General features: G+C 64.6%; 19 protein-coding genes. 8 read left to right on the forward strand and 11 right to left on the reverse strand.

Features of this window, described 5'->3' with window-relative positions:
- Nucleotides 1-3: 3 nt before the first annotated feature.
- The 6 genes from EB233_RS01735 to EB233_RS01760 all read right to left on the reverse strand — a co-directional run bounded on the left by EB233_RS01735 (nt 4) and on the right by EB233_RS01760 (nt 11,432).
- Nucleotides 4-6,819, reverse strand: a complete 6,816-nt coding sequence (locus EB233_RS01735; protein ID WP_155765372.1) for a hypothetical protein — start codon at nt 6,817-6,819, stop codon at nt 4-6.
- A 572-nt stretch (nt 6,820-7,391) separates the two neighbouring features.
- Entirely contained in the window at nt 7,392-7,778 is a 387-nt protein-coding gene (locus EB233_RS01740) for a hypothetical protein (RefSeq protein WP_064990319.1), read from the reverse strand.
- 85 nt (nt 7,779-7,863) lie between these two features.
- Nucleotides 7,864-8,847: a 2-hydroxyacid dehydrogenase gene (locus tag EB233_RS01745; protein ID WP_064990318.1), complete on the reverse strand. Its 984-nt coding sequence runs from the start codon at nt 8,845-8,847 to the stop codon at nt 7,864-7,866.
- Nucleotides 8,844-9,821 (reverse strand): LacI family DNA-binding transcriptional regulator, encoded by a 978-nt coding sequence (locus EB233_RS01750; protein WP_027055649.1) that lies wholly within the window; start codon nt 9,819-9,821, stop codon nt 8,844-8,846. The genes EB233_RS01745 and EB233_RS01750 overlap by 4 nt, the downstream gene beginning before the upstream one ends.
- A 123-nt stretch (nt 9,822-9,944) precedes the next feature.
- Complete coding sequence (locus EB233_RS01755; RefSeq protein ID WP_064990715.1) at nt 9,945-10,829, reverse strand: DMT family transporter; 885 nt, start codon at nt 10,827-10,829, stop codon at nt 9,945-9,947.
- Between the two features lie 195 nt (nt 10,830-11,024).
- Nucleotides 11,025-11,432, reverse strand: coding sequence for a DUF2000 family protein (locus tag EB233_RS01760; protein ID WP_064990714.1), 408 nt, complete (start codon nt 11,430-11,432; stop codon nt 11,025-11,027).
- 52 nt (nt 11,433-11,484) lie between these two features.
- On the opposite strand from EB233_RS01760, the gene EB233_RS01765 reads away from it, so the two are divergent.
- A complete protein-coding gene (locus tag EB233_RS01765) occupies nt 11,485-12,357 on the forward strand; it encodes an AraC family transcriptional regulator (RefSeq protein WP_064990317.1) in 873 nt (290 codons plus the stop codon).
- 9 nt (nt 12,358-12,366) lie between these two features.
- Here the strand turns inward: EB233_RS01765 and EB233_RS01770 are convergent, their stop codons facing one another.
- Nucleotides 12,367-12,837: a MarR family winged helix-turn-helix transcriptional regulator gene (locus EB233_RS01770; protein ID WP_027055653.1), complete on the reverse strand. Its 471-nt coding sequence runs from the start codon at nt 12,835-12,837 to the stop codon at nt 12,367-12,369.
- Nucleotides 12,838-13,240: 403 nt separating this feature from the next.
- Here EB233_RS01770 and EB233_RS01775 point away from each other — a divergent pair, with 403 nt between their 5' ends.
- The 3 genes from EB233_RS01775 to EB233_RS01785 all read left to right on the forward strand — a co-directional run bounded on the left by EB233_RS01775 (nt 13,241) and on the right by EB233_RS01785 (nt 16,320).
- Nucleotides 13,241-14,308: a CobW family GTP-binding protein gene (locus tag EB233_RS01775; protein ID WP_064990316.1), complete on the forward strand. Its 1,068-nt coding sequence runs from the start codon at nt 13,241-13,243 to the stop codon at nt 14,306-14,308.
- 127 nt (nt 14,309-14,435) lie between these two features.
- The gene (locus tag EB233_RS01780; protein WP_027055655.1) at nt 14,436-15,410 is read left to right on the forward strand and encodes a WD40 repeat domain-containing protein; all 975 of its coding nucleotides are present in this window, start codon (nt 14,436-14,438) and stop codon (nt 15,408-15,410) included.
- A gap of 100 nt (nt 15,411-15,510) precedes the next feature.
- Nucleotides 15,511-16,320 (forward strand): hypothetical protein, encoded by an 810-nt coding sequence (locus EB233_RS01785; RefSeq protein WP_064990315.1) that lies wholly within the window; start codon nt 15,511-15,513, stop codon nt 16,318-16,320.
- Between the two features lie 49 nt (nt 16,321-16,369).
- Here EB233_RS01785 and EB233_RS01790 read toward each other — a convergent pair whose 3' ends face one another.
- Nucleotides 16,370-16,822, reverse strand: a complete 453-nt coding sequence (locus EB233_RS01790) for a hypothetical protein (protein WP_064990314.1) — start codon at nt 16,820-16,822, stop codon at nt 16,370-16,372.
- Nucleotides 16,823-16,978: 156 nt separating this feature from the next.
- Between EB233_RS01790 and EB233_RS01795 the strand changes: the two genes are divergently transcribed.
- From EB233_RS01795 to EB233_RS01810, 4 genes are all read left to right on the forward strand, one after another.
- Nucleotides 16,979-18,361 carry an aspartate aminotransferase family protein gene (locus tag EB233_RS01795; RefSeq protein WP_064990313.1) on the forward strand — a complete coding sequence of 461 codons (1,383 nt, stop codon included), beginning with the start codon at nt 16,979-16,981 and terminating at the stop codon, nt 18,359-18,361.
- An 11-nt stretch (nt 18,362-18,372) separates the two neighbouring features.
- Nucleotides 18,373-19,773 (forward strand): glutamine synthetase family protein, encoded by a 1,401-nt coding sequence (locus EB233_RS01800; RefSeq protein WP_081294194.1) that lies wholly within the window; start codon nt 18,373-18,375, stop codon nt 19,771-19,773.
- A gap of 86 nt (nt 19,774-19,859) precedes the next feature.
- Entirely contained in the window at nt 19,860-21,095 is a 1,236-nt protein-coding gene (locus EB233_RS01805; RefSeq protein WP_064990312.1) for a putative DNA modification/repair radical SAM protein, read from the forward strand.
- Nucleotides 21,096-21,097: 2 nt separating this feature from the next.
- Nucleotides 21,098-22,567, forward strand: a complete 1,470-nt coding sequence (locus EB233_RS01810; RefSeq protein ID WP_064990311.1) for a UdgX family uracil-DNA binding protein — start codon at nt 21,098-21,100, stop codon at nt 22,565-22,567.
- Between the two features lie 297 nt (nt 22,568-22,864).
- Here EB233_RS01810 and EB233_RS01815 read toward each other — a convergent pair whose 3' ends face one another.
- The 3 genes from EB233_RS01815 to guaD form a co-directional block, all read right to left on the reverse strand.
- Nucleotides 22,865-24,130 (reverse strand): glycerate kinase type-2 family protein, encoded by a 1,266-nt coding sequence (locus EB233_RS01815; RefSeq protein ID WP_064990310.1) that lies wholly within the window; start codon nt 24,128-24,130, stop codon nt 22,865-22,867.
- Nucleotides 24,127-24,630 carry a heme-degrading domain-containing protein gene (locus EB233_RS01820; RefSeq protein ID WP_064990309.1) on the reverse strand — a complete coding sequence of 168 codons (504 nt, stop codon included), beginning with the start codon at nt 24,628-24,630 and terminating at the stop codon, nt 24,127-24,129. Before EB233_RS01820 ends, EB233_RS01815 begins: the two co-directional genes overlap by 4 nt.
- Before the next feature lie 78 nt (nt 24,631-24,708).
- Nucleotides 24,709-26,022, reverse strand: a complete 1,314-nt coding sequence (gene guaD / locus EB233_RS01825) for a guanine deaminase (RefSeq protein WP_064990308.1) — start codon at nt 26,020-26,022, stop codon at nt 24,709-24,711.
- Between the last annotated feature and the right edge of the window lies 1 nt (nt 26,023).

Consider the following 26,023-nt stretch of genomic DNA (forward strand, 5'->3'; position numbering starts at 1 on the left):
GAGCTACCAGTTCACCCTAAACCCGACATTACCGCCATAAGCCTGGACGCCCTTGCCGAACTTGCCATCGAAGGTGGCGAACATCGAGGTATTGTTGCTCCAATTCATCTTCAGGCCAGCGTCGACGGCAACCGCATTCTCGGTGGCAGCGGCGCCTTGGATGACGAGGGGATAGCCGGGCGCCGCCTGGAACTCCGGCTTGACCGAGCGGTCCGGCTCGAACTCATGCACCCAGGCCGTGCGGCCCCAGGCCTGCAGCGACCGGCCATTGCCGACGTCCATCGTCGTGTCGAGTTGCAGGCCGAGCGAGACCGGCAGCGATAGGATGGCGCGGCGGTCGAAGCCGAGGCCAAGTGAGCCCCCACCGATCGCGGTCTCGTTGAAGGCGTCCATCGACAGCATCGAGAACTGTAGTCCGGCAAAAGGAGTGATCGCGCCCTCGCCCACCGCCTGTCGCCAGCCGGCCTCCATGCTGGTGGCGAACCCCGCGCTCAGGAAATTGCTTTTCCAGTGCTCGGTCTGGAGGCCAGCAACCGGGTCGAGCGGTGCGTTGGATCCGGGGATGGTGGCGTCGCGATCGACATTATTGTTGTAGAGGCCGAAAGCGAGGGCTCCGTTGATGTAGAACTGGTCCCACTTACGGGTGAGATGAGCTCCGACCTGGCCACCGTTGATGTTGCCCGATGTCTGGCGGTCGTCGACGGAAAAGGAAGACACGGAGCCCCCAAGCGCGAAGCCCATCAGCACATCGGGATCGGCGGCGGAATCCATGCCCGCCGCGAAGCTGCCGCCCTTGTAGACGTTGTCGGCACTGCCTGCCGCCGCATTACCACTGATCTTACCGCCACTACCGCCGGCGGTGGCCCAATAGCTCCATCGCCGTTCATCGGGCTGGAGGGTTTTGAACGGATCTTTCTTGGCTTTCTTCGGCTCGTCATAAGCCTGCGGCGTGATGGTGCGATCCGTCGGATCGACACCGAGCCCAGTGCGCCAGAAATCCGCCTGGCGGGTCATCGAGGTCAGGAATGTGCCATAGGCGTCGAATTGCGGCTGCTCGACGCCCGAGACGCCCTCACCCGAGATCGAATCATAGACCGCGCCAAGCTGATCGAGCGTCGGAATGTAATAGAGCGCGTCGGCGATCTTATTGAAGGTCGCCGGGGGCGACCCGGTCTGGATCGCATTGACCGCGTTGCCGATCAAGCCCTGGTTGCCGGTGAGGCCCGTGGGCGCGAAATTGATGTCGACGTTGAGGAAAACGTCGTCGGCATTGGGATACAGCAGCTGATACCGCGCCACCACGCTGGGTACCGCATTCAGCGTCAATCCATCGTTGGTGACACCCCCGTCAGCATGCAGGATGAGGAACTCCTGGCTGCCAGGCTTCGCCACGGCAGGGTCCATTATGTTCAGGTCGACCGCGCCGCTCAGATTTGCGGTGCCGCCGATGTTGAACAGGTCCGATGCCGGATCGAGGTCGATGTCGAGCTTGTAGGCGCCGGTCGAGGACTGATTCCAATTGCCGACAAGGTTGGTCGTCATCACATTGCCGTCGCCGCCGGGCGAGAAGTAGCCGCCGTCGGAGAAGAGATTGCCGGTGCCGAGTTTGGCGTCGAGGCCGGCGTTGAAGGTAGCGCCCGCCATGTTGGTGAAGCTATTGACGCCCGCGCCAAGATCGAAGGAGCCGGTGACCGTGCCGTAATTGGTGACCGCCTCCTTGCCATCGCCGGACAGGATCGCCCAGCCGCCGTCCGTCCCGCTTGCGGTCGTGATCGTGCCCTTGTTGCTGATCGTGTTAGTGTTGCCATCGATGATCCAGACGCCGACGCCGGTATGGTTGGCGTCGGTGGCGCCGCCCTTCACCAGGCCTGCCGTGCTGGTAAGGTTGATGGCGATATTGCCGTTCCCGTCGACTGCCTTGCTCTGCGCGACGATGGCGTCGGTGCCGGCGGCGTGAGTGACGACCGATCCGGTGAGATCGACGGTGACGTTGCCGGCCGTGCCGAGATAGTTCTGTGTCGTATCCTTCCTGCCGCCATTGCTCTGCGCGAAGATGCCTATGGAACCGTCGCCATAGGTATCGACGGTGCCGGAATGATTGACGTGGACGAGGCCTGAATCGCCGGCATCGCCATTGCTGCCGACCGCCCAGTTCGTGACATCGCCGATGCCCGGGATCAGCTCGTTGCCGAGCGTGCCCAGAATGCCGCCGCCACCGCCCACCGACTGGGCGAAGATGCCGGCCGCGGAGGAGCCGTGGGTGATGATCGTCCCGTTGCCTTCGACCGTGACGTCCTTGCCCGATCCGCCAGCGCCGCCACCCTGGCCAAAAGCAAGGCCGATGCCGAGATTGAGAGCCGGGATCGGCCCGGCTCCGTTCGCCAGCACACGATCGACATTGCCGGCGACACCACCGCCGCCGCCCACCGACTGGGCGAAGATGCCGTTGGATGCCGCGCCGAAGGTCTCGATCTTGCCGCTGCCGTCGTTGATGACATGAACGATGCCGCCGTCGCCGCCACTGGTGCCCTTGCCGCCGACGCCGATCGTACCGGTGGCGCCGATATTGGCCTTGCCGCCGACACCGCCGCCGCCACCGACCGATTGGGCGAAGATGCCGTTGGAATTGCTGCCCTTGGTGGTGATGTTGCCGGTATTGGTGACCTCGACAAGGCCGCCAATGCCCGACCCGCCGCCATTGCCGCCAACGGCGGCGCCAAGCGCGCTGTAAATCTTGGTCTTGCCGAAGAGCACGTTGGCGATCAGCGCCGCGGGAACGGGGATCAATTCGTCCGTGCCTAGAATGCCGTTGCCGCCCGCGCCACCGCCGCCGCCAACGCTCTGCGCATATATGCCGTCGGCAAGCGAGCCGTTGGTGATGATGCTGCCGTCATTGTTGACGGTCACATGTCCGCCATCGCCGGCCGCTCCGCCCTGCCCGCCGACCGCGACGGACATGGCGACGTTGATGAGAGCATCCTCGGGCGCCTCACCCTTGCCGACCAGCACGTTGATCGAGTTGGCTCGACCGCCGATGCCGCCGCCGCCGCCTATCGACTGGGCGAAGATGCCGTAGCCGCTGTTGCCGGTGATAACCGTATCGCCGGCTATGTCCTTGTTGGTGGTGACGAGGCCGGTCTCGATGTTGCCGTGGTTGTTGACGTTGACGTCCTTGCCGTCGCCGGCGAGCGCGCCATTGCCGCCGATGGCCACCGAGATATTGGTGTTCTGCGCGCTCGAACTGGTCGCGTTGGCCCAGCTTCCGACCGCCGTGATCGCGTTGCCGCCATCGCCGCCGCCACCGCCCGCGCTTTGCGCGAAGATGCCAGCCGAATTGTCGCCGTAGGTTCGGATGACCGACCAATTGTTGACCGTCGCGCTCGAACCATCGCCCCCAAGCGCGCCCTGGCCGCCGACGGTGACGCCGATCGAAGCCAACGGCAGGTCGCTGTTGTTTATGCCGAGATTGACGCCGATCGCGAAGCCGCCGTCGCCGCCGCCGCCGCCGATCGACTGCGCCCGGACGCCGTCGGCGCCCAGGCCCCAGGTGGTGATGGCCGAGCCAGCGACGATCGCGCCGAGCGCGTCCTTGCCCGCATCGACGATGACGGCGCCGCCGTTCCCGCCTGTCCCGCCAGTACCGCCAACGGCGACCGATATGTTGGCACCCGGCCCCATTGAGCCGGAACCAGCTCCGGCATAGCCGCCGGTGCCGCCACCGCCGCCCACCGATTGGGCCCAGATGCCGTGAGCCCCCGTGCCAAGGGTGGTGATATCGCCGCCATTGATGACATGCACCGTGTCGCCGATGCTGCCTACTCCGCCCTTGCCGCCGACCGCGACCGAAACGGCGACCGCCGGAATCTCTTCCGGATCGGGCGAAACCGCGAGCGAGAAGGCGATCGCTCCACCGCCATTGCCGCCGCCGCCGCCGACGCTCTGCGCGAAGATGCCGTAAGCCTTGATGCCCGAAGTGTTGATGTCGCCCTGGTTGTTGACCGTGACGGTGCCGCCGCTGCTGCCGTCACCGGCGTCGCCGCCGACGGCGGCCGATATTGCGCCGACCGCGAGCGCGCCGGCGATGGAGAAGCCGCCATTGCCGCCGCCGCCGCCGATGCTCTGCGCGTTGATGCCTATCGACCCGTCCGCGTGGGTGCTGATAGTCGAGGCATTGTTCACGGTGACGGCCTTGGCGAGGCCACCCGCGGCCCCTTTGCCGCCAAGGGTAACAGTCAGCGCAACCGCGCCGATCGTGCCGCCACCGGCAAAGCCGCCGTTGCCACCGCCGCCGCCGACCGACTGCGCGAAGATGCCGTAGGCCTGGAGGCCGTAAGTCTCGATCGTGCCGCCCGCGGTGTTGACGGTAACGATGTCGCCAATGCCGCCGACGCCGGCAGCGCCGCCCATCGAGAGGCCGAAGTTGAACGCGCCACCGCCGCTGACCGCGACGGCGCCGCCGCCATCGCCGCCGCCGCCGCCGACGCTCTGCGCGAAGATGCCGTAGGCACTGTCCCCTTGGGTGGTGATGTCGCCCTTGTAATTGACGGTAACGTCCTTGCCGTCGCCACCGGGGCCGCCCTTACCGCCGAGCGCGAAGCTGGCGCCGGCGCCGGAGGTTGCGCTCGAGACGGCAACTGCAAGACCTCCCCGGCCGCCGCCGCCGCCTACCGACTGTGCGAAAACGCCGTAGGCCTTGGCGCCAGTGACGACGGTTTGGCCCAGATTGTTGGTGGCGCGGGTGCCCGTGGTGATATTGGAGGCGACGAGGCCGCTGAGATTGCCCGGCGTGGCAACGTGGTTGACCTCGACGGATCCGCCGTTGCCGCCCTTTGCGCCGGAGCCGCCGATGGCGATCGCCACGGCTTCGCCGACCGTATACGAACCGCCTCCGTTGCCACCGCCGCCGCCCAGCGACTGGGCGAGGATGCCGACGGCATCATCGCCGCTGGTGCTTAGGTGACCGGACGAATTGACGGTGACCTTGAGGCCGTCGCCGCCGCCGCCGCCCGAGCCGCCGATGGAGAACAGGCCGCCAGCGGAGCCGCCATCGCCGCCGCCGCCGCCGATTGATTCCGCCTGGATGGCGGTGCCCGCGGTCGTGATGGTGCCCGTGTTGGTGACCGTGACGATGCCGCCGTTGCTGGTGGAGGAGCCCTTGCCGCCGATGGCGACGAGACCACCGCTATCGCCGCCATTGCCGCCGCCGCCGCCGATCGACTGGGCGAAGATGCCGCGTGCCTTGGGGCCGATCGTGATGAGGGTGCCGTCATTGGTGACCGAGACCGCCCCGCCGATGCCGCCGGCGCTGCCCTCGCCGCCGATGGCGACCAGGCCGCCACTGCCCGAACCATTGCCGCCGCCGCCGCCGATCGATTGCGCCACGATCGCGTCGGCGCCGACGTCCTGGATGGTGGGACCGAGATCGGTGACGCTCGTGTCCGAGCCGCCGAACGTCCTGATGACGTTGCCCGCGGCATTGGTGACGATGACGGTCTTGCCATCGCCGCCGGAGCCGGCGTCCCCGCCGATGGCGACGAGGCCGCCGGCGCCGCCCGCATCGCCGCCGCCGCCGCCGATCGACTGCGCCAGGATGCCGAAGGCGCCGACGCCATAGGTGGTGATGTTGCCGCCGGCATTGTTGTTGACGGTCACGGTGTTGCCGGTACCGCCGCCGGAGCCGAGCTTGTTGCCCAGCGCGACGATGCCGCCTGAGTCACCGGCGTTGCCGCCGCTGCCGCCGAGTGATTGCGCCCATATGCCGTAGGACCGCGCGCCCTTGGTCTCGACGACGCCTGTATTGGTCACGGTGACGGTGCCGCCATTGCCGCCGGCGGAAGCCGAGCCGGGCTGGCCGACAATGCCGAAGCTGTCGCCGCCCGCGCCGCCGCCGCCGCCGATCGACTGGGCAAAGATGCCGATCGACTTGTCCTGGTTGGTGGTGATCCGGCCACTGTTGTTGACGATGACCGTGCCGCCGGTTGTCGGGGGGCCGCCGGAGCCACCCTGGCTGAAGATGTAGCCGCTGCCGCCGGCCCCGCCCTGGCCACCCTTGCTCATCACGAAGATGCCGTCGGCACCGACCGCATCGGTGGTGATCGTCGCCGCCGAGTTCAGCGTGATGTCGCCGCCCTGACCAGCGGCGCCACCCTGGCGCGCGTCCTGGTTGCCGTAGGAATCGCCACCCTTGCCGCCATCACCGCCGACGCTGACGATCTCGACCGCGGCTTTGCCGGCCTGGCTGGAACTGTAGCTGTCGGTCGCGTGCAGCGTGTCGTTGATCGTCGGCCCATTGCCGCCTGGCTGGCCATCGGAACCGCTGACGCCAATGGTCAGACTGCCGAGAATGCCGAAGTCGATCTTGATGCCATAGGCGTTGGAGCCGCCCGAGCCGTTGGAACCGGTCTGGCGGTCGACGAAGCGCACGCTGTTGCCCTGGGTCACCGTGCCGCCGCTACCGGAGCCTCCCGCCCCACCGCCATCGATCGGCACGTTGAGCTGATACGCGTTGAGTGTGGTTTGCGGTTTGCCGGAATCGGTCTCGTTCTCGACCACGATGCCGGTATAGTAGTTGGTGCCGTTCACCGTCGTCGTGGTATAAGATAGAACCTTGTAGGTCTTTCCGCCGGAGACGTAGGTTGTGCCCACGTTAGGCGGCGTGACGATGACGGCGTTGAACGTGGTAGTGCCGCCGGAGGAAACCGCGGTCACCACCCAGCCGTTGGGCGGCGACGGGATCTGGACAATAGTCTCAAGATTGCCGGTGCCGGGATTGTAGACCTGATCGCCGACCGCCAACGCGAAAGCGCTGCCCACGGTCATAAGCAGCATCGAGCCCGTAAGGATTCCGAACACGCTTGACCGGGCAGACCGGCGCATGGCCTTCAGCCCGATTGCGGGCACACCAATGTAATTCATAGCCGCAGCCAACCCCTACCGCCGGTGAGCCCCGGTCTGGCGGAATCCAGAAGCGAGGCCCTATGGCAGGCCTCGATCGGCTTCACGCTTGGCGGAGCTCTTCCCGCCTTACGCATACTTGATCCGCATGGTGGTTGACTGTGTTATATTTAACGCAGTTGAGGCCAATCTAAATAAGAAAGCACTTTGATGGCTTTTGTGGCGTGGCATGACTTCACGAACGGGCGCCGTCCATCGGGGCCGGGAGCCTACTGGATCTGCCCAGAATGCAACGGTTTTGCTGATATCCACCGGCACATGCGAGGCAAAACGCGGGCCGCGTCCAGCATTCCGAGAGGTCCGGCCAGGCAGCTTACCCAGTGGTTTTACCAGCTGACTTTTTTTGGGTGTGTCCCGCTTCCCACGCGAAATGTTCGACTGGCGGCGAGCTTGGCGAGTCAGGACGGTCGATATCGCCAGCAAGACTTCGCCATGGTCTATTTCCTGGCCGCCAGGGACAGCAGCGGCAACGCCGGCGCATAGGACTCGTAGCCGTCGCCATCCGCAACGCTGAAAGTGACGATCGGATCTAAGCCATCGGCGCTGAAGGCGACCGTGCCGTCCTGTTGCTCGCGCCAGAATTTCGCCCGCTCTATGCCCGGCAAGAGCCGACGGCAATTCGGCGCCACCGTCAACAGCGACAGCGCTTCCGAAATCGAAGCGCCCCGCGTCACCGCGCAGGCCTCCTGGTCGCCATTGGCGACCAGCCTGTAGGTATTGGCCGGCGTGGCCTCTTCGGCGACGCTCTCCCCGCTGCCGCCGTGAAACAGCTGGACACCGCCAAACAGGGCAGCGGCAGCGATCACTGCGGAAAGCGTTTTCATTCTAGGCTTCATCCCTTGAGGCAGGCAGGATCAAGCATGATTTCAATGGGTTAAGCTGGTGTTAAGAAGTGTGGCAAACCGCCATTCAGCCGCGAGCTTTCACATGCGCCGTCTCCGGCACCGGCGTCAGCGGCCGGCGCTCGGTGAACCAGGACACCAGATTGTCGACGCACAGATCAGCCATGGCGCGGCGTGTGTGCTCGGAGGCCGAGCCGACATGCGGCAGCAGCGAGGTGTTGGGCGCATCGAGCAGGGCCTTGGGCACGTTCGGTTCGTCGGCGAAAACGTCGAGCCCGGCGGCAGCGATGGTCCCGTCGGCAAGGGCTGCCGCCAGCGCCGTCTCGTCGACCGTGCTGCCACGGCCGATATTGACGAAGACCCCGTTGGCGCCGAGCGCCGACAGGATTTCGGCATTGACCGCCTTCTGCGTCGACGCGCCGCCAGGCGCCACCGAAATCAGCGTATCGACCGCCTCGGCGAGGCCCTTCAGCGTCGGATGGTACTGATAGGAAAGGCCCTCGACGCGGCGCCGGTTGTGATAGGCGACCGGCAGGCCGAACGCTTCCAGCCGGCGCGCAATGGCCTGCCCGATGCGCCCCATGCCGAAAATGCCAACGCGGCGCGCACGCAAGGTCAGCCGGCTCAACGGATAGTTGCCCTTGCGTGCCCAGCTGCCGTCGCGCAGCCAGGTTTCGGCGCGCGGCAGGTCGCGGATCGTGTTGATAAGCAGCCCGATCGCGGTGTCGGCGACCTCCTCGGTCAGGACGTCGGGCGTGTTGGTGACCATGATATTCTTCGCCGCGGCATGGGCCACATCGACCGAGTCATAGCCGACACCGAAGGAGGCGATCAGTTCGAGATTGGGCAAGGCATCCATCATCGGCGCGCTGATGCCGGCAAAGGACGCGATGCCACGTACGTTGCTCCGCATCTCCTGCGTAACCAGAGCCGGATCGGCGCGCTCGATCCTGACCTGGTTGAAGGTACGATCGATACGCCTGACGGCAGGGTCGCTGAAGTCGGCCGGCACCAGGATGGTGACGGCTTGCAGTTGGTCGGCCTTGGTCATGCCCGCTCCACCGGCTTGCCGGTCGACTGGCGCACGTGCAGTTCCGGCTTGATCAATTCCTGCGAGGGCCGCACGGTCTGCCCGTTGAGCTTGTCGAGCAGCGCCCTGGCGGCACGGCGGCCAACCTCACGCTGGCCGTTCCAGACGGTGGTCAGCGCCGGCGTGGCGATCGCCGCCTCCTCGAGATCGTCATAGCCGGTGACGGAGATGTCGATGCCCGGCATCAACCCGGCGCGTGCAATGCCGTTCATCAGGCCGATGGCGACGAGATCATTCCAGCAGCAGGCGGCGGTCGGCTTGTCCTTCAGCGCCAGGAACTGACCGGCGGCCTCGAAGCCGGCCTGCTTGGTACGGGGGCCAGCGATGCGCCAAGACGGCCTGACCTCGAGGCCAGCCGCATCCATGGCGTTGACATAGCCCTGGTAGCGGTCGCGGCCAGTCGAGGTCTGGTCGGTGCCGCCGATCATGGCGATGCGCTTGTGGCCGAGCGAGATCAGATGGTTGGTGGCAAGCCCGGTGCCATAGGAATCGTCGCCGCGAAACACCGGCACGTCGGCGCCCTCGACGGTGCGCGCGATCAGCACCGCAGGCAGGCCATTCTCCTCGGCCATCAGGATGTCGGCAGCCGGGGTGCCGATGGCCGGCGACATGATGACGCCGTCGGCGCCGAGCTGCAGCAACGTATCGATGAACGTGCGCTGCTTTTCGAGCTGGTCGTAGTGATTGGACAGGATGAAGGTCTGCCGGCTGCGGTCGAGTTCGCTCTCGATCGAACGCAGGATTTCGGCGAAGAACGGATTCATGATGTCGTGCACCACGACACCGACAATGCCCGAGCGCGAGGTGCGCAGGCTGGCGGCGCGGCGGTTGTAGATATAGCCGATGGCGCGCGCATGTTCCTTGATGCGGTCGCGCGTCGAGGCCGCAACCAGCGGGCTGTCGCGCAGCGCCAGCGACACGGTGGCCGTGGACACGCCGAGTGCATCGGCGATCGTCGAAAGCTTGATTTTTTGTGCCAGCGCCTTGCGCCCCCCGAACGACCTGAATTCCGACCTAAACTGTTTAAAGGCGGCGTTATGCCACCGATCGGGGGCAAATCAAAGTTTTTTTGCCAGCGCCTCGGCCTCGACATCGGAGGCCGCGCGGCTCTGCAGCCGAAGCCGATGCTCGCGGTGGACGATGTAGAGGCCGCTGGCCACGATGATCGCGGCGCCGACCAGCGTCCAGCGATCGGGAAACTGCTTGAAGACGATCCAGCCCGAGATGATCATCCACACCATCTGCGAATAGGGATAGGGCGCGAGCGCCGTGGTCGTCGCCAGCCGATAGGCCTGCACTAGCAGCCAGTGCCCGACGCCGCCGAACACGCCAAGCATGAGCAGGACGAACCAGTGCCAGCCATCATGCGGCAGCGAGAATGAAAACGGCAACATGGGCAAAAGCAGCACCGCCGGCGCCAGCGCCGCGAACAGGATCAGGCTTTCCGACGTCTCGGTCGCCGACATGCGGCGCGTCATGATGACATAGAAGCTGTTCGACAGCATCGAGCCGAGCGCGAAGAGATGGCCGATGCCGAAAACGCCGACACCCGGTCTGGTGATGATCAGAACCCCGGCGAAGGCGGCTAGGATGGCCAGCCAACGCCTCCAGCCGGCCCATTCGCCAAGCAACGGGCCGGCAAGCGCGGTGATCACCATCGGCCCGAAGAAATAGATCGACGTCGTCTCGGCCAGCTGCAGCGAGCGCAGCGCAAGGATGTTGCACATGGTCGAGCCGAACAGGAACACGCCGCGCAGCACATGCGCCGGCAGGTTGACCGGGCGAAACCGCATGGGTTGGCGCCAGCCGCGCAAAAGCGTGCCGACCAGCACGACATGCACGGCAAAGCGCACCCAGGCGACGATCAGCGCCGAAACGCCGGCAAGGACGAGATATTTGCTCGAGGTGTCAAGGAAGGTGAAGAAGACATAGGTGGTGAGCATGCACAGGATCGCCACCGGCGGCGTCGCGCTTTCGACATATTTTTTGGAAGCAGTCACTTGCAGGCCGGGGAAAAGCTGGACTAAAGCCCACCTTTGCGGGAATTGTCGCGTGCCGGCAAGTCAATTGTCGCCCGCCGCCCCGCCTGAACTTGCTGGCACAACAACACCTGTCAAGCTTAGTCCAGATCTCCTCCACTAGGCATGCATGCGGGCACCCTTGGTGATCTTGTCGACGACCTTCTTCTCCGCGCGCAACGCGATGCCGACCACCTTGGCGTCTTCAGGCGCGAACTCGGAGAAGACGGCGCGGTTGGCGGCGTCAAAGCCGGTGGAAAACATCTCCTCGACATAGAGCGAGGCGGTCACGCCGCGCTCCAGCGCGCGCCGGTGGATCGTGGCGAGCGTCGCCTGATCGGCCGAGAGCACGATGACGGGCTGGATCGAGAGCGGGTTGTAGAGATTGCCTGAGCGGTCGCGATAGGGTTCGCCGATGATGTCGGGAAACTGCGCGACGATGCCGCTGGTCAGGAAGGCGGTGACGTTGAGTTTCTGCCAGACGGGCAGGTCCTCCCGCAGGACGATTGCAAATTTCGTATCGAACATGAGAAAATAGACCATTCGTTATTGCGCCCCGATTGCGAGGCTGAAGGAGCAGATGCCGTTCGAACTAGACCGCCAGGCCTTCGAGGGTCTTGGACGTTTGTGCACTGAGGCGGCGGAAAACTGCATCATCTCCGCTCCCGACCCCGCAGGCATGGAGCGAATCGAAGCGAGGTTCCACGGCTCCGCCTTCGATCTGCACCGCCACGACACCTACGCGATCGGGGTGACCCTGCAGGGCGTGCAGACCTTTCGCTACCGTGGCGCGACGCGGCTGAGCCTGCCCGGCCAGATCATCGTTTTGCATCCCGACGAATTGCATGATGGCGGCGCCGGCACCGAGGACGGGCTGCGCTACAGGATGCTCTATCTCGAACCGTCGCTGATGCTGGACTGCCTTGGCGGCTTGTCGCTGCCCTTCGTCAGGGACGCCGTGGTGAGGGACGAGGCCTTCCGCGCAACGCTGCTTTCGGCGCTGGGGCCGCTACAGCAGGAACTCGACGAGCTGTTCGTCGACGATTTTCTCACGCAACTGATGCAGGGCCTGGCGCGCCATGCCGGCCAGCCGGCAAAGCCGATGGCGAGGACGGCGTGGCGGGCGGCAGTGCTGGCGCGCGACTATCTGACCGAGAATGTAGCGCGCCCCGTGCGTTCCGGCGAGTTGGAAGCCATCACCGGGCTCGACCGTTATGCCCTGTCGAGGCATTTCCGCGCCGCTTTCTCGACCAGCCCGCATCGCTTCCTGGTGATGCGCCGGCTTCAGCGCGCGCGGCGGATGATCGCCGCCGGCGAACCTTTGGCGCAGATCGCGATCGAGGCCGGCTTCACCGACCAGAGCCACTTCAACAGGCAATTCAAGAAAGCGTTCGGCATGACACCAGGACGCTGGTCGTCGCTGACCCGGGACTCTGGCCTGGCAGCGGCCTGATCGTTGCGATCAGTCGTCCGACTCTGCGTCGTCGTCGATCAGCACCAACTCCTCGTTGGAGAGGTTGGCCTCGATGCGGGCCAGCAGCTTGAACAGCGCCTTCTGGTCTTTCTTGTCGAGGCCCTTCAGCGCCTGCTTTTCGGTCTTCTTCACCGACTTCTCGATGGCGCGGATGGTTTCGCGGCCGCTCTCGGTGAGGAAGATATGCGCCTGGCGGGCATCGGCCTCGGAGGCGCGCTTCTCTAGGAAACCCTGCGCCTGCAGCCGGTTGATGGTCTTGGTGATGGTCGGCGGCCGCACGCCGAGGCGACCGGCAAGATTGCCCGGCGTCTGGCCGTCCTCGCGGTCGAGCGCCAGCATGATCTGGTCCTGGCCGGCATAGAAGCCGTGCGCCAGCAGCCGGGCGGCGAGCGCGGTTCTTGCCAGCCTTGCCGCCGAATGCAGCCGGCTCATTGTCGCAGTCTTGTCCGCCTTGGCCATGGTCATCCCTCTTCGGCCATACCGGTAGCGGCAGCATAGACACAGCCGGCCCGTTGGCAATCGACGATCGAAAAGTTTCCGGCACGTGAAACAGCTTTGCCGGCAAGCTTTGCGTTACCCGCCGTGGCTAATGCCAGATGTTTATTTCAGTTAGATGACAAACGAGTTTTCGAAAGCAGCGTATTCGCAGCCGCCGCATCGCAGGCAGGCCGCAGCGATCGGCAACCCGCCCCTGGACCATCCTGCCGCCGGCGCCGCGCGGCCATTGAACCCGGTACAATCCCGATCGCCGCTTTGGCCCATTGGTTTGCCCCGTGCAAAAGCCCCGCGCACATCCTATATGGATCCGACAATCCCTTTTTCGTGGCCTGGATTCAGGGCCCCAGTCATTTCGAGGCAAGCCATGAGCGACGCACAGACGCAGATCCCCGTAACCGTTCTCACCGGCTATCTCGGCGCCGGCAAGACGACGCTGCTCAACCGCATCCTGTCGGAGAACCATGGCAGGCGCTATGCGGTCATCGTCAACGAATTCGGCGAAATCGGCATCGACAACGACCTGATCGTGGAATCCGACGAGGAGATCTACGAGATGAACAATGGCTGTGTCTGCTGCACGGTGCGCGGCGACCTGATCCGCGTCGTCGAGGGCCTGATGCGCCGGCCCGGCCGTTTCGACGCCATCGTGGTCGAGACCACCGGTCTCGCCGATCCGGTGCCGGTGGCGCAGACCTTCTTCATGGACGATGACGTGCGCTCCAAGACCAAGCTCGACGCGGTGGTGGCACTGGTCGACGCCAAGCATCTGCCGCTCAGGCTCAAGGATTCCAAGGAGGCCGAGGACCAGATCGCCTTCGCCGACGTCGTCGTGCTGAACAAGACCGACCTGGTCACCCCGGAAGAACTAGCCAAGGTCGAGGCGACGATCCGCGCCATCAATCCGGCGGCAAGGATCCATCGCACGACGCGTGCCGGCGTCGCCCTCTCGGAAGTGCTCGACCGCGGCGCCTTCGATCTGTCGCGGGCGTTGGAAAACGATCCGCATTTCCTCGAGGCCCATGATCACGATCATCATGACCACGATCATCACGACCATGAAGGTCACGATCACCACCATCATGACCATGACGGGCATGATCATCACCACCACGACCATCCCTCGGACATCCATGACGTGACGGTGCAGTCGGTATCGCTGCGCGGCGGCGAGATGGACCCAAAGAAATTCTTTCCCTGGATCGAGAAGATCACCCAGATGGAAGGCCCGAACATCCTGCGCCTGAAGGGCATCATCGCGCTCAAGGGCGACGATGAGCGCTATGTCATCCAGGGCGTGCACATGATCATCGAGGGCGACCATCAGCGCGCCTGGAAAGACGGCGAGAAGCATGAGAGCCGGCTGGTTTTCATCGGCCGCGAGCTGGACGCCGAGCGGCTGAAGAAGAGCTTCGACGCCTGCCAGGTGGCTTGATTTCCGTACTTTATGGCGCTAGCGCTGCCCCTTCTTCCTTCTCCCCCTTGTGGGAGCAGGTTGGCGCTACACTTGGTCGCGCAGGCGCCTTCCCGGGTTGGCGACAGATTTCATTGGAACGGTTCTGATGCCAACAGTTGCCCCTCTCGACCTCGAAGGCCATTGCGTCGCCGCAGTCTTTCTGGGCGACGTGCCACATTTCGCGCTGGCCGACGGTGCCATCCATCGGCTCGACAACGGCCACAAGACGGTGCAGGCCAATGACGGGCTGCTCGCCGCCTTCCATGATGCGGCCAACGACCGGCTGATCACCGGCGGCGAGGACGGCAAGGTGTTTGCCGTGACGTCTGGCGGCGCGGTACAAGACCTGGCCAGCGCCGGGAAAAAGTGGATCACCAGCGTTGCCGCCGGGCCGCAAGGCGCCATCGCCTATGCCACCGGCAAGACCGCTTTCGTGCGTTTCGCCGATGGCAAGACCAGGGAATTTGCCCATCCACGCTCAGTCGAAGGGCTGGCGTTTTCGCCCAAGGGCATGCGCTTCGGCGTTGCCCGCTACAATGGTGCGACGCTGCATTTCCCTGCCGCCGAGGGCAAGCCGGTGGAGCTCGAATGGGCGGGCGCGCATACCGGTATCACCTTCTCGCCGGACGGCGCCTTCCTGGTCACATCAATGCAGGAGAATGCGTTGCATGGCTGGAAGCTCGCCGACGGCAAACACATGCGCATGACCGGCTATCCCGGGAAGGTCAAAAGCCTGTCGTGGAGCGTCAAGGGCAAATGGCTGGCGAGTTCCGGCGCGCCGGCGGCTATCGTCTGGCCGTTCTCAGGCAAGGACGGTCCGATGGGCAAAGCGCCGCTGGAGCTCGGTACGCGCGGCAATTCGATGGTGACCTCGGTCGCCTGCCATCCAAGCCAGGATGTCGTCGCGATCGGCTATGAGGACGGCATGGTGATCGCTGCGCGCTTCGCCGACGCCAAGGAAGTGCTTTTGCGCCGGCAAGGCAAAGGCGCGATCACTTCGATGATGTGGGACAAGGAAGAACGCCGTATCGCCTTCGGCAGTGCCGCCGGCGACTGCGGCGTCATCGACATCACGGCCTGAAACCCCGCGCCATCGGGGTCAAGCCCGACACCATGCTTGCGCGCCGCCCTTCCTGAGCGCATCCTCTTTCCGTTGGACAAGCTTCCGATGGGAGGACACCTTGCCAAGCACGGTTACGCTTCATGCCTGGGCGACGCCGGCATTTGTCGACGGCTCGCCGGTCGACCATACCTGGGTCACCACCTACGACAACCAGCAACATCACTATGCCAATGCAGCCGCTGTCGCCGCCGCCGGCAAGGACTACTGGTTCTGCTGGGGCAGCTATCATCCAACCGGTGGAACGCCCGGCAATCCGACGGGAACTCTCGGCAACCAGTCCGGGCATCTGGCGCTGGCACGATGCCTGGTCCAGTCGAATGCGGATTCCGCGACAGTTCCCGCCGCCCAGGGAACCATACTGATCTACGGCATCGATGGCGTCTGCCACCAGCTAGCCAATCAGGTGCTCTACGCGACCACCGGGACGCGGCTGACGGTGAAGAATGCGCGTGGTTACGGGGCGAGCAGCTTCCTATATGGAACCTATGGGCTGCGGCACGCGGCATGGGCCAGCAAGATCCAGCATTGCCTGGGAACGAGTGCCCTGGCGGCTGGTGGAGCAGGCGGAGTGACCAAGATGCAAGGATTGCCCGACGATTTCGAGGAGCACGCACGATCGGTGCTCGGCGACGAGGAACCGGAACTGCTGGCCAAGCTCCTGTCGCTGAAGGGCGAGGTGCAGAATTTCACCGCGCAGCGAATCCCAGGCTTTGTGCCGCCAAGCCCCGAAACGATCAATGCGCGCAACCAGCATTTGATCGATCAGGCAGCCTTACTGCTTGGCCCCAAGCACTTCGAACGGGTGTTCGGCTTTCCGCCCGGCGAAAAGATCAATCTCGTCGATCCGGCAGCGACCTCCCGGAAATAGCCCGCCGCCGCTGTCATAGCGCGTTTGCGCGCTGCCGCATCCGATCGATCTATTCGGCGCCACAGGATACAGCCCCGCTCAGATCGGCGGTCTTGCCGTCACCGTCCTTGTCGGCCGCCCTGTCATAGACGGCAAGCTTGTAGTCTCCGCCATAGACGCCCTCGTCGCTGGCCTTGGTCAGGATCGTCAGCTCGACCGAGCTGAACCTCTTGGCCACCTCCTGTTCGTGGTAGATGTTCAGCCGCAATTCCTTGGCGTCGAGCCAATACTGGGTAAGGTTGGAATTCTCGAATGTCGTCTTTCGCAGTTGGTCATCAGCCAGCCTCGCCTTGATTTCGACGTCGCCGCGAAAATTGAAGGTCGGACTGCCCAGGCCAGTGGTGACGCCGGCATCGACCTGGAATTTCACCGCCGCGTCATCGACGGAGCACCAGATGCCACCGGTGGCGTGGGCCGTGCTGGCCGACAGGAACAGCATCGTCACGCAGATAATCGTCCGCATTTTGTCCCCGCCTCGCCATGGCCGACAAGCATTGGCGCTGACTTCGCGGAGAGCGTCAAGCGTCGGTGCTGGCGGCTGAGCCAATGCAGGACAGATGCGGGGCCATTGCGGTCGCGGAGGCTCCTTGGTTAAGAGGAACCCATCAGAGGGATTTCCATGCACAGCAGCGACGGTTCAAAGACATCCATCGGCGGCATCGGCCGTGACCGCATCGCGCAATTGCGCGAGAGCGAAGGCGCGGCCTTCCGTACGGCTCGGCCGCAATCGCAGGCCAAGGTCGGCAACGGCCTGCCCGGCTTCTTCGGCGGCGTGCCGATGCACTGGATGAACGACTGGCCGACGCCGTTTCCGATCCTGGTCGACAGCGCCAGGGGCGCCACCATCACCGACATCGACGGCAACAGGCTCGACGATTTCTGCCTCGGCGACACCGGTTCGATGTTCGGCCACTCGCCGCCGCCGGTGGCGCGCGCGATCCGCCGCCAAGCCGGGCGCGGCCTGACGTATATGCTGCCCTCGGAGGATGCGCTGGCGATAGGGCCGCTGCTGCAGCAGCGTTTCGGCCTGCCGTTCTGGCAGATCGCGACGACGGCGACCGACGCCAACCGCTTTGCGCTGCGCGTTGCCCGCGCCGTCACCGGGCGGGAAAAGATCCTGGTCTTCAACGGCTGCTATCATGGCTCGGTCGACGAGACGATGGTGCGGCTGATCGACGGCAAGCCCGTCAACCGGCCGGGGCTGGCGGGCGAATTCCGCGACCTGACCCGCACGGCAAAGGTGGTCGAGTTCAATGACGTGGGGGCGTTGGAGGCTGCGCTCAAGGACAGGGATGTGGCCTGTGTCATCGCCGAGCCGGTGCTGACCAATTCCTGCATGGTGCTGGCCGATCCGGGCTTCCATGATGCGCTGCGCGGACTGACGCGCGAAACCGGCACGCTGCTTTTGATCGACGAGACGCACACCATCTCGACCGGGCCCGGCGGCTACACCGGGAAATACGGGCTGGAGCCGGACTTGTTCGTGCTGGGCAAGCCCATCGCCGGCGGCGTGCCGGCAAGCGTTTGGGGCATGAGCGACGAGGTCGCCTCGCGCTACGCCGACTACAACAGGACCAAGGAGCCCGGCTATTCCGGCATGGGCACGACGCTGTCGGCCAACCCGCTGCAGTTCGCCACGATGCGCGCCACGTTGGAAGAGGTGATGACGCCGGAGAATTATGACCGGATGGACCATCTGGCACGGCGTCTGGATGCCGGGCTGACCGGCGTGATCGACCGCTATCGCCTGCCCTGGCATGTCGCCCGCGTCGGTGCTCGCGTCGAATTCATCTGCGCACCCGGCCCGCTGCGCAATGGTGCGGAGGCGGAAGGCGCGCATGCGCCGGAACTGGAGGCCGCCATCCATGTCGCGCTGGTCAATCGCGGCGTGCTGATCGCGCCCTTCCACAACATGATGCTGATTTCGCCGGCAACCACGGGCGCCCAGGTCAACCGGCTGATCACCGCCTTCGCCGCGGTTGCGGCAAAGCTTGCGGCATGAGACAAGCGGCCATGGACAATGCCATCGTGACCTCACCGTCGGGGTCTTCACCCACCGAGGCGCAAGCCTTTCTCGACGCCCATCCCGAGATCGAAGCTTTCGATATCGTGCTGACCGACGCCAACGGTGTCGGCCGTGGCAAGATCGTGCGCCGGCATGAGCTGAAAAGCATTTTCGAGGGTGGCCGGCACATGCCGATCTCGATCCTCGGCCTCGACATCACCGGCGAGGACGTGCACGAGACCGGACTGATCTGGACAACCGGCGACGGCGATCTCAGGGCTTGGCCGATTCCCGGCACGCTGGTGCCGCTCTACGGCACCAGCCCGCCGCGCGGCCAGGTGCTGATGGCGATGTACCATCTCGACGGCCAGCCCATGTCGTCGGACCCACGGTTGGCGCTGGCCCGGCAGGTCGATATCCTCGCGGCCAAGGGCCTTTATCCGGCCGGTGCCTTCGAACTGGAGTTCTTTCTCCTTGCCAACGAGCGCGATGCCGACGGCAAGGTGCAGCCGGCGCGTGCCGTGCTCGACGGCCGCGTCTCCGGCAAGACGGAAGTCTACTCGGTCGACCATTTGCACGGCATGGAGCCGTTGTTCTCCGACATCTATGCGGCGGCCAAGGCGCAAGGCATCCCGGCCGAAACGGTGATTTCAGAATATGCGCCGGGCCAGTACGAACTGACGCTGAACTACCGCAAGGATGTGATGCGCGCGGCCGACGATCTGGTCATGCTGAAGCGGCTGGTGCGGGCGCAGGCGCGCCGCCATGGCGTCACCGCCTGCTTCATGGCCAAGCCGATCGAGAAATATGCCGGCTCGGGCATGCATTTCCACGTCTCACTGCAGGACAAGGCAGGCCGCAACGTCTTTGCCGAGGCGGGCGGCGAGAGCTGGTCGCTGCCCTTGCTGCAAGGGCTCGGCGGGCTCATCCAGACGATGGCGGAATCGATGCTGGTGTTTGCCCCGCACGCCAATTCCTGGCGGCGCTTCGTTTCCCAGTCCTATGCGCCGGTGGCGCCGACCTGGGGCGTCAACAACCGCTCGGTGGCGCTGCGCGTGCCGGCCGGCGACGCGAAGAACCGGCGCATCGAACACCGGCCGTCCGGCGTCGATGCCAATCCCTATCTGATCGCCGCAACGGTGCTTGCGGGCATCATCAAAGGTCTCGATGAAGGGCTCGATCCCGGCCCCGAGACAACCGGCAATGGCTATGAAGCAGCCGTCACCCGCACGACGATGCCGGCGGATTGGCGCGCCGCCATCGAGGCGGCCAGGGCGTCCAGCTTCCTGAAGGGCGCGCTCGGCGAGGATTTGCACCGCACCTTCGTGGCGATCAAGCAGTCCGAATATCTGCGCGTGGCACGCACGGTCAGCGAACTGGATTATCATCTCTATCTGCACGAGGTTTGACGACCTAACGATCGGCGGCGATCACTTTTCCGCCGCCGATATCAAATGAGGTAGCGCCGCGGCTTCTCAGAACATATCATGAACGGATGAGCGCTCTCACCGTCCGTGAAAAGCTGGCGATCCTGTCCGACGCCGCCAAGTATGACGCCTCCTGCGCCTCGTCTGGGTCGGCGAAGAAGGATTCGCTGAAATCCGGTGGCATCGGTTCGACGGAAGGCATGGGCATCTGCCACTCCTATGCACCGGACGGGCGCTGTATTTCGCTGCTGAAAATCCTGCTCACCAATTTCTGCATCTACGATTGCAGCTATTGCATCAACCGCTCGTCCTCGAATGTGCAGCGCGCCCGCTTCGGCATCGACGAGGTGGTGAAGCTGACCATGGATTTCTACCGTCGCAACTATATCGAGGGCCTCTTCCTGTCCTCGGGCGTCATCCGCTCACCAGACGAGACCATGGGCGAGATGGTCGAGGTGGCGCGGCGGCTGCGGCTGGAGGAAAAGTTCTCTGGCTACATCCATCTGAAAACCATTCCTGAAAGCTCTGCCGAACTGGTCGAGAAAGCCGGCCTCTATGCCGATCGACTGTCGATCAATGTCGAGCTCCCCACCGATGAGGGTGTCAAGAAACTGGCGCCGGAAAAGAAGCCGGAAACGATCCGCCTTTCCATGGCCAGGCTGCGCCGGAAGATGGAGGAAAAGGCCGAGCCGACGTTGCGAACCAAAAAGCGCGAACGCTTCGCGCCGGGTGGCCAGTCGACGCAGATGATCGTCGGCGCAGACAAGACCTCCGACGACGGCATCTTGCACACCAGCGCCCGGCTCTATGGCAGCTATCATTTGCGGCGCGTCTATTATTCGGCCTTCAGCCCGATCCCGGATTCCTCGTCATCCCTGCCGCTGCAGAAGCCGCCATTGATGCGCGAACACCGGCTTTACCAGGCCGACTGGCTGATGCGGTTTTACGGCTTCTCGCAGCCGGAGATCCTGGCCGGCAGCAGCGACGGCATGCTCGATCTCGCCATCGACCCGAAGCTCGCCTGGGCGCTGCGCAACAGGGGACAATTTCCCGTCGACATCAACCGCGCCGACCGCGAGGCGCTGCTGCGCGTGCCCGGCCTCGGCACCAAGGTGGTGGCGAAAATCCTGGAGACCCGCCGCCATCGCCGGCTGCGGCTCGAGGACGTCGGCCGGATTTGCCAGTCGATCGCCAAGCTCAGGCCGTTCATCATTGCCGAAGGCTGGTCGCCCGGCGCGCTCACCGACAAGGCCGGCCTGCGCGAAAAGATCGTCGCTCCTTGCGAACAACTGGCGCTGTTTTGACCATGCAGCCGGCAGAGCTCAACCTTGCCCGATACAATGTTTCGCTCGACAGCGAGACCGACTTTGCCGGCTGGCGCGGCGCGGCACGGCGACTGGCCCTGGGTGAGGTCAGGCCCGAAGATATCAGCTGGCATGTCGCATCCGACCCGGACCAGAGCCGGTCCGATTTGCCAGCCATACCTGCTGGTGCGCAGCTCGTGGTGCCGCGTGACTTCATCGAGCATGCCGAAACGGCCTTCTGTCATTCAGATCCCACCCGCTTTGCTTTTCTCTACCGGCTTCTGTGGCGGTTGCGCACCGAGCCCAAGCTGCTGGCGATCGCGTCGGACCCCGACACGAGGCGGCTCGAGGCCATGGAAAAGGCGGTTCGGCGCGACAGCCACAAGATGCACGCCTTCGTGCGATTCCGGAAGATCGGTGACGGCGCCGACGAGCGTTATGTCGCCTGGTTCGAGCCAGACCATTTCATCGTCGAGCGCAATGCGGATTTCTTCGTCAGGCGCTTCACCGGCATGCGCTGGACGATTCTGACGCCTTACGCCTCCGCCGACTGGGATGGCGAAAGACTGGCGATCGGGCCGGGCGCCGCCAAGGGCGATGCGCCGGATCAGGACGACACCGAGGCGCTGTGGCGCACCTATTTCGAGAACATCTTCAACCCGGCGCGGCTGAAGGTGAAAGCCATGCAAAAGGAGATGCCGAAGAAGTATTGGCGGAACCTTCCCGAGGCCTCGCTCATTCCAGGCTTGATCGCGGGAGCGGACAAGGCCGCCAAGGATATGATTGCGAAGATGCCGACAAAGCCGGCGCCGCACCACGCTAAGGTGCAGGCGAAACATTGGCCGAAGCGTGAGCCGACACAGACGTCGGAAGATGACAACGCCGGCAGCATTTCGGAGTTGCGCGAGGCCGCGAAAGGCTGCCGCCGTTGCCCGCTTTGGCGCGATGCGACGCAGGCCGTGTTTGGCGAAGGGCCGGACAATGCCAGGGTGATTTTCGTCGGCGAACAGCCCGGTGACCAGGAAGACCTCGCCGGCAAACCTTTTGTCGGCCCGGCCGGCAAAGTGTTCGACGCCATCCTCGATGAGGCCGGCGTGGACCGGCAAAAGGTCTACGTCACCAACGCGGTCAAACACTTCAAATTCGAGCCGCGCGGCAAGCGCCGCATCCATTCCAAGCCGAATGCCGGCGAGGTCCAGGCCTGCCGCTGGTGGATCGACAGGGAATTCGCGCTGATCAAGCCTGAGCTTGCCGTGGCACTCGGTGCAACGGCAGCGTTGTCGCTGCTGGGCAAGGCCATCCCGGTGACGAAAATGCGCGGCCAGGTGATCGAGCGCGAGGATGGCTTGCGCGTGTTCATCACCATCCATCCCTCCTTCATCCTGCGTATCCATGAGCCGGCCGACAAGGAGGCCGAGCGGGAGCGGTTTTTAGCCGATATGAGAGAAGTGAAGCGGCTGATGGCGGCTTGAGGCTGATGGCGGATTCAGATTGTCAGAGCCTCGCGGACTTCGTCATCCACGGGCGAAGCAAGGAGCGAAGCGACGCAGCGCAGACCCGAGGATCCATGCCGGGACTCTTACGCGCCGCCACGATGCAGAATTCTGCTCCGCTGCACTCCACGGCCAACGTCAGGGAATGGATCCCAGGGTCTCCGCGACGGAGCTTCGCTCCTGCTTCGCCCAGGGATGACGAAGTTGCGAAGCTTCGGCCAATCACCAACGATCGTAGTCGATCCAGCATTGTAAGCTTAGGCTACGACTGGTGAATTACCGGACCAGAACCGCCCTCAGATCATTGACATTCGTGCCCGTCGGCCCCGGCACGAACAGATCCCCAACCGCGTTGAACGCCGTCCAGGCATTGTTGCCGGCCAGCATCGCCTTGGCGTCGACGCCCGCCGCGCGCATGCGCGAGACGGTCGAGCCGTCGGCGAAGGCGCCGGCATTGTTTTCCGAGCCGTCGATGCCGTCGGTGTCGGCGGCCAGGGCGTGAATGTCTTCCTGCCCATTGACGGCGATGGCAAAGGCGAGCAGGAATTCCGAATTGCGTCCGCCCTTGCCTTTGGCGCGCAAGGTCACCGTTGTTTCGCCGCCCGACAGGATCAGCACCGGCTTCGAAAATGGCCGGTTGCGGGTCGCCACTTCGCGTGCGATGGCCGCGTGAACGCCGCCGACCTCGCGCGCTTCGCCCTCGATGGCATCGGAGAGGATGACGGCCTCGATGCCTTGCCGCTTCGCTTCCACTGCCGCCGCTTCCAGCGACACGCCGGCCGAGGCGATCAGATGCACCTCGTTGCGTGAAAAGCGCTCATCATCAGGGCTTGGCGCATCGGCCGCCGGCGCATTGATGTGCGCCATCACCGAGGCCGGCAGCTTCATGCCGTAGGCGGCGATGGAGGCCAGCGCGTCTTGACGGCTGCCTCTGTCAGGCACCGTCGGCCCGGAGGCGACGAGGGCCGGATTGTCGCCAGGAATGTCGGAGACCACCAGCGACACCACCTTGGCGGGCCACGCAGTTGCCGCCAGCCGGCCGCCCTTGATGGTCGAGACATGCTTGCGGATTGTGTTCATGGCCGCGATCGGCGCGCCGGAAGCGAGCAGCGCCTCGTTGACGGCGATCTCGTCGGCAAGTGTCAGGCCTTCGGCCGGCGAGGGCAGCAGCGCCGAGCCGCCGCCGGAAATCAGCGCCACGACCAGATCGTCAGCCGTCAGTCCCTGCACCTTTGCCAACAGACGCCGTGAGGCCTCGAGGCCGGCGGCGTCCGGCACCGGGTGCGCCGCCTCGATGATCTCGATGCGCTCGCATTTGGCGCCATAGCCGTAGCGGGTGACGACCAGCCCTTCGATCGGACCGTCCCAGGCCTTCTCGAAAGCCGCCGCCATTTGCGCCGAGCCTTTGCCAGCGCCAATGACGATGGTGCGCCCCTTGGGCCTGGCCGGCAGATGATCCCTGATGGTCCGTTCCGGGTCGGCGGCGGCGACGGCTGCGTTGAAGATGGCGGTGAGGAAGGATTTGGGATCGAGCACGGTCATTCGGCTTCCGGAGCCAGCGCCAGTCCACGCTTGTCGATACCGAGATACGCGCACAACGCATCGACGACGACGCCGTGATCCTCGCGCTCGGGCAGGCCGGAAACGGCGATCACCCCGATGACGCCGGCGCCCTTGACCGTCACCGGAAAGCCGCCGCCGGCCAGCACATAGTCCGCTATGTCGAGACCTTCGCCAACCTTGAAGCTGCGGTCGGGGCGCTGCTGCTCCAGCACCAGGCGGTATGTGCTTCTGAGATAGCGCCTGACGACATTGATCTTGCGCCGCGCCCAGTCGGGATTGGAAGCATTCGAACCCGGCATCGCGGCATAGAACAGGGGGCGATCCCACAGCCTGATGTCGACGATGATGGGCAGGTTTTCGGCGGTTGCGCGATCGCGGATGGCTGAACCGATCCTGAAAGCGGCGGCCTCATCGAAGGCTGGGAACACAAGTAGCTCTTCCTGCCTCTTGATCAGTGCGATGTCGTCAGCAACGGCCATGTCGTTCCCCTGTCAACTTCGCCGCACGCTTTGACCGATGGCTGCCGCCGGGTCAAGCAAGGAACGCACCATGGCGCTCTAATTCGCCATATCGCTTTTTGCCGCCCGCCCCGCGACATAGACCTCGCGCACGACGCGGTCGTCGCCCAGCGTCTGCAGGAGAAACAGTTCCTGCGCCAACGTCTGCGCCGTTTCCATCCTGAGCTGCATCGCCGGCGTGGCGCTGGCATCGAGCACGACGATATCGGCGTCGGTGCCTGCTTCCAGCGTGCCGATCTTGTCGGCGACGGACAGCGCCTCGGCATTGCCCCGCGTGATCTGCCAGAAGGATTGGAATGGGTTGAGCTTCTCGCCGTTGAGCGCGATCACCTTGTAGCCTTCGTCCATGGTGCGCAGCATGGAATAGTTGGTACCACCGCCGACATCGGTTGCAGCGGCGATCCGGAGCGGCTTGTCCCGCTGCCGGAAGCGCTGATAGTCGAACAGGCCGGAGCCGAGGAACAGGTTCGAGGTCGGGCAGAACACAGCCACGGAACCCGAGTCCGAGAGCGCGTCCGCCTCACGCTCCGACAGATGGATGCAGTGGCCGAACAGGCTCTTTTTGCCCAGCAGCCCGTAACGTTCGTAGACGTAGGTATAGTCGCGCGACCACGGGTAAAGTTGTTGCGTGAAGGCGATCTCGGCGTGGTTTTCTGACAGATGCGTCTGCATGTGCAGATCGGGATGCTCGCGGCGGAGCGCGCCGGCCATCTCCATCTGCTCCGGCGAGGAGGTGATGGCGAAGCGTGGCGTGATGGCATAAAGCTGGCGGCCCTTGCCGTGCCATTCCGCTATCAGCGCCTTCGTATCGTCATAGCCGGATTGCGGTGTGTCGAGCACGCCTTCGGGTGCATTGCGGTCCATCATCACCTTGCCGGCGATGTTGAGCATGTCGCGCGCGTGCGACTCGGCGAAAAAGGCTTCCGCCGAGGCCTTGTGCACTGAACAGTAGGCGACGACCGTCGTCGTGCCGTGTCGCACCATCTCGTCGAGAAACAGCCGCGCGATGCGGCGGCCATGCTGGGCGTTGGCGAACTTGGTCTCTTCTGGAAACGTGTAGGTGTTCAGCCAGTCGAGCAGTTCGGCGCCGTAGGACGCGATGATCTGCATCTGCGGGACATGCACATGGGTGTCGATGAACCCCGGCAGCAGTAGATGCGGCCGGTGATCGATCTTTTTTGTTCCGTCATCGGCCTGCTTCTCGACGTCGGCATAGGCGCCGGTGGCGACGATCCTGCCATCCCTGATCAGCAGGCCGCCATCCTCCTCATACCGCCACGCCGAATGGTCATCCATGGTCTGCGGCCAGCGCACGAAGGAGAGTGTGCGGCCGCGCAGAAGTGTCGAAGTCATG

The organism is Mesorhizobium erdmanii, assembly GCF_013170725.1.
In the GTDB taxonomy this organism is placed as follows: Bacteria; Pseudomonadota; Alphaproteobacteria; order Rhizobiales; family Rhizobiaceae; genus Mesorhizobium; species Mesorhizobium erdmanii.